Source organism: Hymenobacter tenuis, assembly GCF_054780495.1.
The window spans coordinates 94759-108976 of the sequence record NZ_BAAGWF010000002.1 but is presented as its reverse complement, the minus strand read 5'-3'; the positions used below and the strand labels follow the sequence as shown (position 1 = coordinate 108976).

The following is a 14218-nucleotide window of genomic DNA, read 5'->3' as shown; positions in this document are numbered from 1 at the left end:
GTTCCGGCTTGCAAGGGGCGACGGAAGCGATGGGGCTGGTAGGCATCACACCGGTAACCTACTGGCTGCCGTAGATTTTGCCAGCCCCTGCTTTAAATGCATCAGCGCACCCAGCGCCGTCGCCTGGGGTACTTCCAGGGTCCGAATAGTTGCCTCCGGAAATGCCTCGCCTAACAACTGCATAAAGAGGTTGTTACGGGCAAACCCCCCGTCCACAAACAGTAGTCGCTCCTCTTGCTTTATCAAGCGAATAGATACTGCCAGAATAGCAACGAGCCCCCGTACCAGATGCTGATACGCATCGCCTGCGGTGCGGAAACTCGACAGGTCCCACAACTCCGCGGGGTTTTCAGGAAAGGGTCCGGTGCCATGCATACACCACGGCCGGAAGGGCGCGGCCGCAGGGTTCGCGGGTTGCAACCGAACCTGCGATTTATAGTAATCGTGGCGGAACTGCTCTCGTATGTGAAAGTGATTAGCAATCCGTGTGACTTGATAATCATGCTCCCGACCCATGAATACGCGAGCTGCTGGCAAGGGCTGACCGGAGGGAGCGAGGTAACTCAGGCAATCGCGTCGCAGCAGTTCGGGGGAAAGGGCCTGCTGGCTGAATGGGTTAAACGTTACGGCCCACGTCCCGGTAGAAATCAGCAGAAATGGCTGTTGTTCCTGGTTCAGATAGGGCAGCACCGCCGCTGATGAATCGTGCAAGCCCGCCCCTATGAGCACTCCGTCAACCACCGCCGCAATCGGGTCCCGCAACAGTGGGGCCAGCTTTTTGTCGAGGCCTTCGCGATACACCCAGGCGTGATACTCCTGGCGGGTGAAATTCCAGAGGGCCGTGTGACAGCCTACGGAAGTAAAGTCACTGTATTTCTCGCCTGTAATCAGGTAGGATAGGTACTGGGGTAAGTGCAGGGACGTGTGGACGCGGGCGTAGATCTCCGGCTTGGCATATTTCAGCCAATACAGCTGCAGGCCCGAGTTGAGCATGCCCAATCGGGGAGAGCAGGTAGTGGCCGCAAACTCTGCTTCCGTAGTCTCTAAACTGGCGTAAAACCGCTCGGCAATACTTTCAGGCAGGGGCTTGAGGTAGTTGTAGAGAGGTGCCACTGGTTGCCCATCCTGGCCAAGGTGCACGAAACTGGCCCCGTATGCGGTGAAGTTCAGGCCAAGCAGTTGGTAGCGGGAACTGCTACGCAGCGCTTGCCAGTTGCTGAGCACCCAATGGCTCAGGCGTTCCAGCGTTTCGCACGGAAACCCATCATCGTCAATGGTTTCAGTGCAGATGTGTTGCTGTTCTTCCAGCAACTGCCGGTTCTGGTCGAAAATAAGAACCTTCTTGTTGGTCTTGCCAACGTCGAAAATAGCGTAGATGGGCTGTTTCATAGTCCGGTCGAAAGGCTACGGTGGCCACGCTGCTGCACTAGTTGCTGACGCATACCAAGCGCGCGGTAAGCAGCGACTGGACGAAGAGCCCCTCCACTCTGCTGATAGGCCTGGGCCACGAGTGGGCGCACATCCGTCAGAAAGGCGTCGCGCAGAATCTCTTCGGCTTGCACTACATCATTGGTTTCCTGGGCTGCCTGCAAGGCAACCCGGTCCACGAGCAGCGCTTTGGCATAGGCCCCCATGATGTTGTCGACCGACTGCAGCAGGTCTTCCAGCGGATCCTTGGTGTTGTGACTGGCGTCAATCATGTAGGCAACCGAGGCCGCGGTCAGGCTGGCATCCTGGTTGGCATCTACTAGCTCATTGAAAATGAGGAATAGTTGAAAGGGCTTCGTGCTGCCGGTAGTCAGGTCATCATCGCCGTACATCGAGCCATTGAAGTGGAATCCGCCCAGCCGGCCTAAGTGCCGGAGGCGACCCACGATCTGCTCGATGTTGGTGTTGGGTAAGTGGTGGCCCAAGTCAACCAGCACCTGCGCCTGCCGGCCCAGGCTCTGACTTAAGGTATAGGAGGTGCCCCAGTCGGGGATGACCATGGAATAGAAGTTGGGTTCGTAGGGTTTGTACTCAATGAGCATGGTCCAATCGGAGGGCAATGCTTCATAGATGGTCGTCAGACTTTCCTGCACGCGCTGGTAGGCCCGCCGAAAATGCTGCTGGCCAGGAAAGTTGGAGCCATCGGCCAGCCAGACCGTGTGCACTTTTGCTCCCAGTTGCTTTCCGTACGCGATGCATTCAATGTTGTGCTGCACCGCCTGCTCGCGCACCGCCTGATCAGTAGCGCTCAGCGAGCCAAACTTATAGGTGTTCGCCTGGCCGGGCTGATCCTGAAACGTGTTGGAATTAACCGAGTCGATCGTCAGCCCCTTCTCCTGCAACAAGTGCTGCAGACCGGTTACATCCGTAGGGATATCCCAGGGGATATGCAGCGAAATAGCATTCGAAGAACCATTGAGCTGATGAAGCAGCCCCACATCCGCAATTTTCTCTTCCAAGGAGCGGGGCTCACCGCCGGCGGGGAAACGGCCGAACCGAGTCCCTCCTGTGCCCAGAGCCCAACTCGGAATAGCCACCTGAAAGTCAATCAGCTGCTGAATAAGGTGGGAAGCATCGTGTCCCCGGCGCGCTAACAGGTCAGCTAAGTAGTCAAATTGGCGCTGGTGCGTGGCCAGCTCAGGCTGGTTTAAGTCGCGGAGTTGGTCGGCGGTAAGCATGGTGGATGGGGATGAGACAGGAACTACGAACTGGTAGCAAATTACCTGATCCCTAAAATCGCAAGTGACCTGAACCTACCTGCACGGCGAAAAATAGCTGAAGGTGTTCATGGCCGCATCCGCCCACTCGTAAACCTTACAGCGAGCCGCGTTGGATGGTATAGAAAGGGTTACTTACCGTGGTTATTTGCTGCTGAAGCAGCAAGGTAGCTGCCGTGCGGCCCATAGCAGCAAAGTCAGTGGATATCACCGTTATGCCTAATAGCTCTTTAAGCGAGGTGTCATTGAAGGAGAGAATTCCAACATCATGGCCCAGCTGCAGACCAGTCAGGCGAGTTTTTTTCACTAGTTCCACCAAGTCCGTTTCCCGGATGACTACATAGGCCCGACCCTTTACCGGCTCCTCCTGAGTGGCGCTGTCAATAATAGAAAACTCTAGGTGGTGAAGCTCACAATACCGGCGAAAGCCCCATGATAACTCTTCGGGCTGGTTGGCGTCCGAGGGCAGCAAGAGCACCAGTTGGGAGTAGTTGGCCAGCTTCTCACGTAGCTTCTCCAAGGCTTGAAAAATGTCTTCGTTGAAGTCCTGAAAGACGCGCAGGCACTTGTGCGGCAGGTCGGGCAAATCTTTGTCGAGCAGAACCAGTTGTTGTGCCGGTATTTTATGAAGCACACTGTAGTAAGCCTCTTGGCTGGTGCCTAAGGCAAAATGCGGCATCACGACGTAGTACTGGTACTTGCCCAAGTTCTGGTCAATGATTTCCTGAAATACCTGCGCATCGTAATGATGGATTTGCAGATCCACGGCCGCAGCATCCCCTACGGCCTCAAGGAAGGCATAATATATGGCTTTCTTATAGGAGCTTAACTTGTTGAAAATCAACAGTATTTTAATTTTCTGCGGGCCATTAGGTTGCGCGTAGTACCCTTTCCCCTGCACTGAAGTGATGAACCCACGTTCGCGCAGTTCACGGTAGGCCTTTTCCACGGTATCGCGAGCTACGTCGAGACCCATGGATACTTCGCTGATGGAGGGTAGTTGCTCGCCGCTTTTTAGGACGCCTTGCTCAATATCCAGAATGACGGCTTGGACTAACTGCTTGTATTTAGGAGTCTTGTCTTGTGGCTGGAGTCGGATTTTGTACATGCAAGCTACTCAGAGTTCTAGTGTAACAACTGACTGGGCGCTATCTAATGCCTGTATTGGAGAAGAAAAGCGTGACATAAGACGACCAGCTAGCAGGGATACGTATTCCGTTTGCTCTTTTACTACTAAGAAAGTACTCCCGCTCTAGTTAACCTAATTCCACTTATCAGGCACTTCAAACTATGTTTAGACGATCTTCTTTCGCTATTGTACTGAGCAGCATGGTCGTACTTTCTTGCGAGACGAAGCACACGCCAACCCAGCCCGCTCCTAGCTTTTCTACTCCCTCGAAGGAGGTGTACCACGTGGTGCAGCAGTTTCTGGCCGCCGACACGCTACCAGATGGGCCGAAGTTTTACGTGGCCTACCTTCAGCAAGATTCTCTGGCGGGCGATCTGTCACTGTACTTAATGAGCGAGTACAACTCGAATGGCGAGGTGAAGCCATTGCCGCTGACCACCTGGCGGGTAGACCAAAAAATCGTTTTCGTCTTTACCGGGCTAGAGGCCGTCACTTCTGGAGGGGATACCACCTACCGGCATGTTATCCGGGAAACTCAAGCGGCGAATTCGGGCAAAATCTGGTCTCCACCTTTTCGGTGTTGGCGGGTGAAGATAGAAGACCAGAAAGTGACCCGTATTGACAAGCATGTCTCCTACTTTGATTTCTATCCATTCCTCCGTTTGGCCGCTCCACCCCCTCCGCCAAAACGTAACTAGCCGGCTCTGCGAGGGACGAGGAGTAGACACCTACGTTTGCATGATTCGTATTTACCGCTTCGCTTATTAGGTAATAGACCTCTGGTTTTAGTCCCATAACGTAATGTATGTTATAAGCGCCGCCTCGGAATCAGTGCGGTTTTGGTCTTGCTGAACGGCACTCAGCCACGTGGTACTTTGGCGGGGGATCGGGCTACTACGGTCGCGTTTACGAAACCCATCCCCTCGGCGCGTTTCGTAAACTCCCTGAGCACTGCAGCATCTGGTGAGGCACCTGGCTTCGGGCCGCTAAGAGTAGTTTAGCAAAGGCAGCGTTAATGGCTAGGTTTGATTTCAGGAAAAATGGTTCATCAACCGTTTTGCTCCGCTCTCGGCCTCGCATACCCCAGCCCCTTCCAAGCCATCGCAGTGCGCGGGAGGCCGTTTAAGAAATGCCCCCAGCCATGCCCCTTATGAACCGGTCCGGCAAGAACACAAAAAAAGCCCCAACCGTGAAGGGCCGGGGCTGACACAGGGGGAACCCAAAGAGTGCGCGCTTACGGTAAGCTCTACGCTTAATTTACCACTCCCAAGTACTTAATCATGTCTGAAAAGGCCCTCTTTGCACTTGCCTCGTCAGGGTAAGTAACTGTTGTTGCCCCTGAGTAGGTGTGTGCGATGACCACGACATGCTCGTACCCATCACGCGTCTGTTGGTGTACTTCTCGCTTGATGCTCACCACATTGTCAAGATTAATGATGTGTTGGTTTTGGGGGTTTTGCGGGTCTTCGATGGAAATAAAAGCCATTGGATAAGGGGGGTATGTGGAATAAGTCAGCAAAGAAAGGATGGTCCAAACAAGGTAGGGCTTTACTTGCTGACCCCACCAGTGCGGCTATGCTGCTGCCCGGCCTGACGCACGCCCTGCTGGGCCACTAGGCGCTGGGCCTCCTGCTCCAGCGGCGGGTTGAACTCCTTCACCAGCCCATAGAAGCGCTTTACCTTCTGGTGCTGGGCCTGGCTGCCTTCTACTCCGCGGTGCAGTTACTGGCTACTGGTAGTCAGCTATTGCGGAACCGCGCATAATTCTCCAGCAGGGCCCGAATATTGGCCGCCCCTACCGGATTGGCCGAATGCACGTTGATGCGGGGTACCAGCAGCTGCTGCTCTACCAGCCACTTCGCACAGTCGTAACCGTTTTTCCGCTCGCAGTTGGGTGCCTCGTCCCACCCCAGGTCATGGTCAAAGGATATCTCCTCGGGTGCTCCCAGCTGCTCAATAGTAGCCACAAACTCGTCGTAGCTGCGCACCACGATCCAGCCACTGCTCCGAGGCGTGCGCAGGTCGTCGAGGTAGAGCTTGTAGAAAGCAGTCATACAAGTAGCAAGGGTAAGATGTTAAATGCTCTCATGGTGAACCTAAGTGTTCATAAGGACTGATAAGCCAGTTCTAAAAAGCCTAATCGTTTTTCCTTCCAATTCATGCTAAGGCCTTGGCCTTCGATGCTTATAACAGCCTGCTACCGCCGCTGCTACGGTGCTAAGGCGTACGAGGGCGAGTAGAAGCGGCAGGCTCGTGCTGACGGCTCGTAGGGACTGGAGGTAGAGCACGCCACTGAAGGTAGCGAGCCATGCCAGGCAAGCAAATAGTAGTGGCCCCACCAGCCCAATATGGTAGGAAGGATACCCAGCTGTCATAAACCACCGCGTGAAAAGTTCAATGCCAAGCGGTAGGTGCAGTCCTATGCCGGCCAGCCACGTACCCATGCTCTCGCAGCCGGCCCAAGTAGCCGCTTTCATCAGCGGAGCTGCCAGCAAGACACCCGCTAAATAAACACAAACATACTGCCCGGAGGGCAACCCTTTTATCCCCGTATCTGGTGCTACCCCTGTCGCATTGCACCGCTGGCGCTAGAGCCGCCTGTGCGTTAAGCCGTATGCTGACCGAGTCTGCCTGCTGCGATTTGTGCACGAAAGGTCCGCCTAACGCCCCCCTCAGACCCTAACAGGAGTTACTGCACAACCAGGCGTTTGGTAAGTATGCCCTCCGCTGAGGGTAACTGCAGGAAATAGACTCCGGACGGCAGCTGGCCTACCTGGATAATGCCCCGCACCAGACGGGTAGCCAGCACCCGCGTGCCCAGTACGTTAAAGAGCTGAACCTCCACATTCTCCAGGTTCCAAGGTGCTGCCAGGCGCACGAGCCCGGTGGTAGGGTTGGGGTACAGGATTACCTGGGCGGTCTGGGTGTTGGAGCGAGCATTCAGGGCTACCGGTCCGGAGGCTTTAACCAGCGTGTTCAGGCTTTGGGCCAAGTTTTGCAGGGAATCGGTTGCCGTGCCGCCATCCAGCGGAGCGTACAACTCCAGGCTGGACTTGAGCAGCGAGTCGGCGGCCATGGCCCGGACCTCGTCCTGGTTCATGCCCGCCCGGTAGAAGAGCCAGTCCCGCAGCTGTACCCGGGCGGGGGCGGCACCGCCGCCCAGCTCGAAGCGGGTCGGGCGCAAGCGCTCGGCGGCGCTGCCTTCCAACACGCTATCCACGTACAGGTGGGTCCGGCCGCGGGCGTAGAAGTGGGTCAGCACCAGCTTGTGCCAGCGGTTGTTGTCGACCTTAACGGTGCCCGCGATGCTGCGGCCCTTGGCGGAGGTGTAAAGCAGCTTGCCATTGCTGGCGATGCTGATGGTGCCGGCCGCTATGCCGGCGCTGTCGCGGATTTCGATCAGCCGCCCCGGGCTACTGGTTTTAAAGCGGATGGCCTGCGTGAATGGGTGCACTGCTTCCTCCGGCTCCAACCGCAGCAGCGTGGTGGGCTGTCCGGTAGTTTTGGCCAGGGTTATTCCTTTGTTGGTGGCAGTAGGGCGGCGGCTCGGCAGGGGCTTGCCCGCTTTCAGGGCATCGAACAAGGAGGGCACCAGCGTGTAGGCCAGTTCCTGGTGGCCGCGGTCGTTGGGGTGGAGGGCATCCGACCAGTAGCCCGGGGCCCAGTGCCCCAGCCCGCTTACATCATCAACGGCCCCGAGCAGGTTTACGCTAGGCACGTTCCAGCCGTGAATCAGCAGGTTTATGTGCTTGACGAAGGCGTACTCGGTGGCCGTATAGTCGTTGCGGGTGTACGTGTTGGTAACTACCGGCACCATGCCATCGGCCCTAGCCCGCCGGATAAGGGCTGTCATGTTGGTGCGGAACTGGTCGAAGATAGGCTGGCCGCCGCCCAAAATGCCTTCGTTGCCGAGGGCCAGCGCAAACACCACGTACTTGGCCTGCTGGGGCAGCAAGTCACGCTCGTAGCGGTCCAGCACGTTCAGCGTATTGTTGCCCGGCACACTGATGTTGGCAGTTACCCAGGGCTGGCCCGTCCCGGCCGCCGCGCGCTGCGCGAGCAGGCTGGAGTAGATAGAGGTGTAACCGTTGTTGTTGGTAGCGCCCGTGCCCGTGGGCACTGACGAGCCCATATACACCAGCTTCAGCGGGTTCAGGACCAGCGGCGGCTGGTAGGGCGCCAGCATCAGGTCATCGAACAGTACGCTGCCGGCCGGGCCGGCGGGGTTGCGCCACACCGCGGCGGCCTGCACGAAGGCCGTGCCGGCCGGAATGGTGGCCGTAGCCTCCACTTTCAGCCAGGTGCCCGGGGGTGAGCTGGCCGTTAGGGAGTCGGAGCGGAAGGTGCCCAGCAGGGCGTTGGTGCTGCTGAGGTAGCGCAGTTCCAGGTGGGCGCTCTGCCCACTCTGCAGGGCCGCCGGGGCGTAGAAATAGCCGCTGAGCTGGTGGGCCAGGGTCCCGATGATATTGACGTAGGAAACCTGCTGGGATAGCTGCAGCGGGCCGCCGGAGAGTTGGGCGGCGTAGGTGCCCGTATGTGGGGTAGTGGTGCTGATGGTTGCCGCGTTAACGGGCGTCATCATCCAACTGGTGAAGTTGCCTTGCTCAAAGCCCAGGTTCTGAAAGGCCGTGTTGAGTGGCGCTCCCCGGCCGGGCACTTCGTCAATGCGCATCAGGTTAAGGTAGCCAAACGAGCCCGTCGTCTTGCTCAGCTCGAGCACAATAACCCCCTTGCCATCCGCCATCAGGGTGTCGGAGGTGGTGATGGTGTTGTTGTTGCCCGGATAGGAGTTGGCGCCGACATTGGCTCCGGAGGTAGTCTGGGTGATGCTGCTTTCGTTGGCGCCGGTGAATTTATAGCGCGACACCCGGGTTTCGGCCGCGGTCTGGCGACTGCCGAACACGTGAAAGACGTAGCGCTTGCCCCGGTCGAAGCCGTTCATGGTCAGGGTGGCCACGGCGCTGGCCCCCGTGCCTTCCACGTAAAAATAGTCCTGAGTAGCCGTGGCCACGGCGTACTGGCCCAGCAGCTCCGGGCTGGGCGAAAGCAGGCCGCCGTTCAGAATGCCGTTGGTCCGGAAGTTAGCTCCCACCTTCACCTTGATGCCCGTCGCGGCGTTGGCCTTGTCCACCAGCCGGAAGGTGTCCGTCACACCAGTCTGGTTGAGCACGTTGTTCCAGTGGTTGCCATTGGCATCGGGGCTGGCGGTGATCACGCCATTGGTGCGGTCGTTCGGGCCGAAATCGACCAGGAGGGAGCGCCCGGTTTGGGCTTGGGTAGTCCCTAGTGGGAGGGTGCTCAGGGCCAGAAAGAGTAAGGATTTTTTCATAGGATGGGATAGAGATAAGCGGGCTGGGGTAGCGACAGTTCAGCTATGGCAGCGGGCTACGAGCCGGAGCTAAGCCGGGGGGGTAGCGTTATCTGGATGATAGTTTTTTCTTGTGCTGCTGCAGCACACTTAGCCGGGCGTACAGCTCGGCAACGCATCCTTCATCCAGCAGTCGTTTGGGCTTGCTTAGCTCGGCGGGGTTGCCGGTCCAGCTGGCAGTAAGCAGCCCCTGGGAGTCACGGGCGTGCTCCCAGGCGTAGTTCAGGTCCTGCTCAATCGCGCCCACGTACTGGTAGTTTCCATCCTGCCGGTACAGCGCCTCGTAGCCGCGGAACAGCACGGTCACAAACCAGGGCAAGTCAATGTGCAGGGCCAGTGGCGCGGGGTGGGGTGCCCGGCTGAAGTGACGATAGGCCGCCCGGGCCAGCTCCTGCGCCTCCGTGAGGTAGTGCTGTTCCCCCGTGAGCTGATAAAGCAGGACGCCTGCTTCCAGCATGGAGCCCGAGTTGTAGGTCCAGAACGTGCGGTTGAGCGTGCCGTCAAGCTTTTTATCGTTGCAGTACACCCCGGTGGAGTCCCGCAGGTTTTGGTACATCCAGCCGTAGAGTTTGCGGCCCCAGTCGAGGTAGTACCGGTCGGCGCTGCCCTGGTAGATTTTCAGGGCCGCCAGCGTCGCCATGCCGTTGGTGCAGGCCGGTTTCTGGTCGTTGTGGCCCTCCAGCCACGGCACGCCCCCGCCCGCGTCCTCGTTCCAGCCGCTGGCAATAAATGTAAACACGCCCTGGGCCCGGCGCAGGTAGGTCGGGTTCCGGGTGTTGAAGTAGGCCTCCATGTAGTCAATAGCTACCAGGCCATTGTCATCGTAATAGCGGTCCGATTTCTCCAGCTGCACCGGATAGGCCTGGTAGCCCGCCGGCGTGCGCAAGGTGTCACGGTACTGCTCCACGCCCTTGACCAGCGTAGCCAGATAGGGCCGGTATTTGCGCTTGCCCTGAGGAGTACTACCTAGGGCGTTGGTGGCTGAAAACACGCCCGAAAAGGGCCACAGGTAGCTTACCGCTTTCTGCGGGGCGCCCCCGCCCTGCAGGTAGGTGAGCGTATCAGCTGGCCGGGCGGGATAGGTTTCCGTAAACAGCCCCGGGTAGGCGGGCGCCTGGTAGTGCTGCCAGATGAGGGCATACATGGTTTCGGCGCGTCGCCGGTACTCCGCGGCCCGGTCCTGCCCCGAGGCCCGGGACCAGAGGCCAGGCAACAGCAAAAGGCAGCTTAGCACGGCTAGCCGGAAATGACGCGGGTGGAAGGGCATGGCGGGAAAAGAAACGGGAAGCGCTTACTGGGCCGAGGGTGGCGGCACCTGCGTGCCCCAGGCTTTATTGGGCTGGCTGCCCATCACATACACCAGCTTACCGCCCTGCATCAACTCGTCGCGGTACAGCCAGCAGTTGGCCAGGGGCTTGCCGTTAAACTGGGCCGACTGGATGTAGCAGTTGGTTTTGGACGCCGCGGGCGCTTCAATCACCAGCTGCTTGCGGTTGCCCAAGGAGATGGTAGCGCGCCGGAAGATGGGGCTGCTCAGCTGCACAATGGGCCGGGCATCAGTAAAGCCTTTCACGTCAAACAAACCCAGCGCCGTGATAACGTACCAGGAGCCAAGCTGGCCCTGGTCTTCGTCCTGGCCGTAGCCGTAGCCGTGAATGGGCTCGGTGCCGTAGAACTCATCACAAATCCGCCGGGTCCACTTCTGCGTCAGCCAGGGCTGGCCCGAGAAGTTGAACAGCCAGCTGATGTGCAGGTTGGGCTGGTTGCCGTGGTTGTAAATCGACTTAATGCCGGCAAAAGCGTCGATTTCCTTGCCCCCCCCGAACCCGTTTTTCTCGGAGACGGTGAAGATGCTGTCCAGGCGGCTGTTGAACCGGTCCCGGCCCAGCGCCGCCACCAACCCCGCGGGGTTTTGCGGCACAAAAAACGTGTACTGCACGGCGTTGCCCTCCTGAAAGCCGCGCCAGGGCTCGTAGGGGTCAAACTTGGGGGCAAAGGAGCCGTCCGCCAGCTTGGGCTGCATAAGCTTGGTCTGGGGGTTGTAAATCAGCTTCCAGCCGTTGGAAAGCTTGAGCAGTTGGGCGTAGTCGGCGGGTTTATTCAGCGCTTTGGCCATTTGGGCGGCGGCAAAGGCACTGAAGCTGTATTCCAGGGTGTGGGAATTAGCAAAGTAAGCGGCGGTGGAGTCGGTTTTAAACCACTCGCCCTGGTATTGCTTGTACTCGTCGCGGAAGGGCACGTAGCCCCGCTCCACAAACGCCTTGGTGTCCATTTTGCCGGAACCAAAGGCGCGGTTGCGCCAGCCCAGCTCATTGGCGCGCACCGCCTCGTAGGCCAAATTCACGTCGTAGTTGCGGATGCCGGTCTGGTAGGCCGCGGCCACGGCCAAACCCACGAAGTTGGTACCGACCCCGGACACGTACTCGCTGTTGGCCAGCCCGTCGCCAAACCAGCCCTTGTCCTTATAGACTTGGAGCTGGGTGTTCACGAAGTTGCCGTACCACTCGGGGTAGGACAAGGCCCAAAGCTGGGTCAGGTTCCAGTACCCGCCCCAGATGGCGTCGGTGTTGATGAATTCCGCGCGGGGCTGGCCGGGGGCGGGGGTGGGCAGCTGGCCCACGTTGCCGCCGTGGCGGGGGTAGGCGCCGCTTACGTCGCTGGCAATGCCGCGGCCGAGCAAGGCGTGAAACAGACCGGTATAGAACTTGGTTTTGCTGGCTTCATCGGGGCTTTCTACGGTTAGTTTGCTTAGCTCCCGGCGCCAGGTGGCCTGGGCCTGGGCCCGGGCCTTGTCGAAGGTAAGAGTGGCCGCCTCGGCCTGCAGGTTGGCGCGGGCATTGGCTGTAGAGGTGTAGGATAGGCCGACCTTGAGCTCAATCTTTTCGCCCGCGGCAGTCTTATAGTTTAGTACCAGGCCCGCGCCCTTGCCCTGGGCCGTGCGGGAGTCCGCCTGCACGCCGGCGGCCGTGAAGGCGCTGACACCGACCGGGGCGCGGCTGATTTCCCCCGCGAAGTACATGTTGACCTTGCCGGTGGGGTCGTAGTTCTGCACGTACTTGGGATAGGTGCTCACGAAACCCTCGAAGTGGGTGGCGTCCACCATCCGGACGCTGGCGTCCGTCACGTCGCTGCTCTCGCCCTGCTTGTTGCCGATGTCAAGCAGAATATGGGCCTGCTCACTCTGGGGAAAGGTGTAGCGGTGAAACCCAACCCGCTTGGTAGCCGTGAGCTCGGCCGTGATGCGGTAGTCGTCCAGCAGCACCTTGTAGTAGCCGGCCTCGGCCACCTGGTTTTGGCGCTCGAAGCGGGAGCGGTAGCCCTTGGTGGACCCGTCGAGGTCGCCGGGCTTTACCCGCAGCTCCCCGGTGGTGGGCATAAAGCTCACGCCCCCCACCTGCCACTCGTGAAAATGCACAAAGCCCTCAATGGAATTCTGGCGGGTGTCGTAGCCCACGGCCTCCCAGCCCGAGGGGTTGCCGTAGTGCCCGTTGGTTGAAGGCGCCAGCTTGGCCATGCCGTAGGGCACCGCCGCGGGCGTATAGAAAAACCAGCGGCTGTGGGCCGTGCCAATGTTGGGATTAACGTAGCGGAGCACATCGGCGGCCGGGGCTGCCGCGGCGGTTTTGGTGGGCGCGGCTTGCCGCTGGCCCTGGGCTTGCCCAGGAGTGCCGGCTAGCAGCGCCGCCAGCGCGACCAGGCTCGCCGTGAAGGTTGGGGTCATAGGTCTGTCTATGGATTGATTACAAAAGCTTGCGGGCCTGTAAGTCGGCCAGTACCTCCAGCATCATCACGCCACTCATCTGGGTGGAGCCGTCCACGGTCGGGCCGGGCGGGCTAGTCCAGCTCGTGTTGAACAGGTACTGGGAGCGGTTGGTCCCCCGCCGATACAGGCTCTCGCCGTTAAACTTCAGAAAGGCGACGTAGCTGGCGCGGGTAGCGGCACTTACCGCGGGCTCGGTGGCAAGTAAGCTGAGGTAGCGCACCAGAATGCCCTTGAACAGTCCGCCGTCGCCCCCGCCCTCGTTGCCAACCACCCCGCCCGGGGAAAGCTGGCTGTCGTTGAGCACGTAGCTGGCCGTGCGGTTGGCGTCGTCGAGGTAGCTGGTCTGCCCGGTGGCGCGGTACAGCTCCAGGCCGGCCCCGATGAATACGCCCTGGGAGTAGCTGAAATGATACTTCTTGTTGTTGGTGCCTTCGTCGTTGATGCCGTCCCAGACCATGCCATTGGCTTCCACCAGCGTCTTCTTCTGCCACTCGTACATTTTGCGCGCCCAGGCTAAATCGTCGGGATTCTGGTCGAGCAGGTAGAGGCGGGCGGCCAGAATAATGGAGGGAGCCGTGGAGGGCGTGGTTTTATAGTCCAGCTGATCTTTCTTCCAGGCAATGCCGCCCCCCTGCTGCTCGTTCCAGCCGGTCTTGATATCTTCCCAGAGCAGCAAGGCAATTTCCTTGTAGGCCGGGTCGCGCGTGAGCTGGAAGGCACGCAGGTTGGCTACGGCGTGCCAGGCCATGTCGTCGTACCAGTTGTTGAGCCAGGTGTTGCCGTTCTTGGCCTTGGTGCCCTGCTGCAGCTCCTTGATGCGGGTCAGAAAGTCGCTTCGCTGGGTGCGCTGGTAGCCGTCCAGCAGAATATCCAGGCCGTGGGCCTGCCACCAGTAGTTGAAGTCGGGCTTGCCCAGGTTGTTCTGCCAGTAGTATTGGCCCGTCGGGGCCCAGTAGAACTGCTGCAGGGCGGCCTGCGCCGAGTCGGCCCGAGCTGCCCAGTTGGCTACCGCTACCACGGGTGGGGTCGGCTTGGGAGGTATTATCGCGTCGTCACTAGGCTCCTGGCAGGCGGAAAGCAGCACGCTGCTCAGCAAGGCCGAGGCGGCAATCCGGGAAATGAGAACGGAGAACATAGCAGCTTGAAGTTAGAACCAGGAGGAAGTGGCGTAGCCGACTGTCAGCTAATGGGCTAGGCCATCGGCTAGGGTATCATCTTTACCATGGCTGATCGGCAAAATTGTACTTGCCTTA

At 59.2% G+C, this 14218-nt stretch carries 9 protein-coding genes; 1 reads left to right on the top strand and 8 read right to left on the bottom strand.

Annotated features, from left to right (window positions below):
- Positions 1 to 45: 45 nt before the first annotated feature.
- From ACYVGU_RS10835 to ACYVGU_RS10825, 3 genes are all read right to left on the bottom strand, one after another.
- Complete coding sequence (locus tag ACYVGU_RS10835; RefSeq protein ID WP_460622094.1) at positions 46 to 1389, bottom strand: FGGY-family carbohydrate kinase; 1344 nt, start codon at positions 1387 to 1389, stop codon at positions 46 to 48.
- Positions 1386 to 2666 carry a TIM barrel protein gene (locus tag ACYVGU_RS10830; RefSeq protein ID WP_460622093.1) on the bottom strand — a complete coding sequence of 427 codons (1281 nt, stop codon included), beginning with the start codon at positions 2664 to 2666 and terminating at the stop codon, positions 1386 to 1388. The genes ACYVGU_RS10835 and ACYVGU_RS10830 overlap by 4 nt, the downstream gene beginning before the upstream one ends.
- 136 nt (positions 2667 to 2802) lie before the next feature.
- Positions 2803 to 3813, bottom strand: a complete 1011-nt coding sequence (locus ACYVGU_RS10825) for a GntR family transcriptional regulator (RefSeq protein WP_460622092.1) — start codon at positions 3811 to 3813, stop codon at positions 2803 to 2805.
- Positions 3814 to 4034: 221 nt separating this feature from the next.
- On the opposite strand from ACYVGU_RS10825, the gene ACYVGU_RS10820 reads away from it, so the two are divergent.
- Positions 4035 to 4532, top strand: coding sequence for a hypothetical protein (locus tag ACYVGU_RS10820; RefSeq protein ID WP_460622091.1), 498 nt, complete (start codon positions 4035 to 4037; stop codon positions 4530 to 4532).
- A 1041-nt stretch (positions 4533 to 5573) separates the two neighbouring features.
- On the opposite strand, the gene ACYVGU_RS10815 is transcribed toward ACYVGU_RS10820, so the two are convergent.
- From ACYVGU_RS10815 to ACYVGU_RS10795, 5 genes are all read right to left on the bottom strand, one after another.
- On the bottom strand, positions 5574 to 5888 hold the full coding sequence (locus ACYVGU_RS10815; protein WP_460622090.1) for a cyclic-phosphate processing receiver domain-containing protein: 315 nt from the start codon (positions 5886 to 5888) through the stop codon (positions 5574 to 5576).
- A gap of 635 nt (positions 5889 to 6523) precedes the next feature.
- A complete protein-coding gene (locus tag ACYVGU_RS10810; protein ID WP_460622089.1) occupies positions 6524 to 9163 on the bottom strand; it encodes a GDSL-type esterase/lipase family protein in 2640 nt (879 codons plus the stop codon).
- Between the two features lie 88 nt (positions 9164 to 9251).
- Positions 9252 to 10469 (bottom strand): glycoside hydrolase family 76 protein, encoded by a 1218-nt coding sequence (locus ACYVGU_RS10805; protein ID WP_460622088.1) that lies wholly within the window; start codon positions 10467 to 10469, stop codon positions 9252 to 9254.
- Positions 10470 to 10493: 24 nt separating this feature from the next.
- Positions 10494 to 12923 (bottom strand): GH92 family glycosyl hydrolase, encoded by a 2430-nt coding sequence (locus ACYVGU_RS10800; protein ID WP_460622087.1) that lies wholly within the window; start codon positions 12921 to 12923, stop codon positions 10494 to 10496.
- Positions 12924 to 12942: 19 nt separating this feature from the next.
- On the bottom strand, positions 12943 to 14100 hold the full coding sequence (locus ACYVGU_RS10795; protein ID WP_460622086.1) for a glycoside hydrolase family 76 protein: 1158 nt from the start codon (positions 14098 to 14100) through the stop codon (positions 12943 to 12945).
- Between the last annotated feature and the right edge of the window lie 118 nt (positions 14101 to 14218).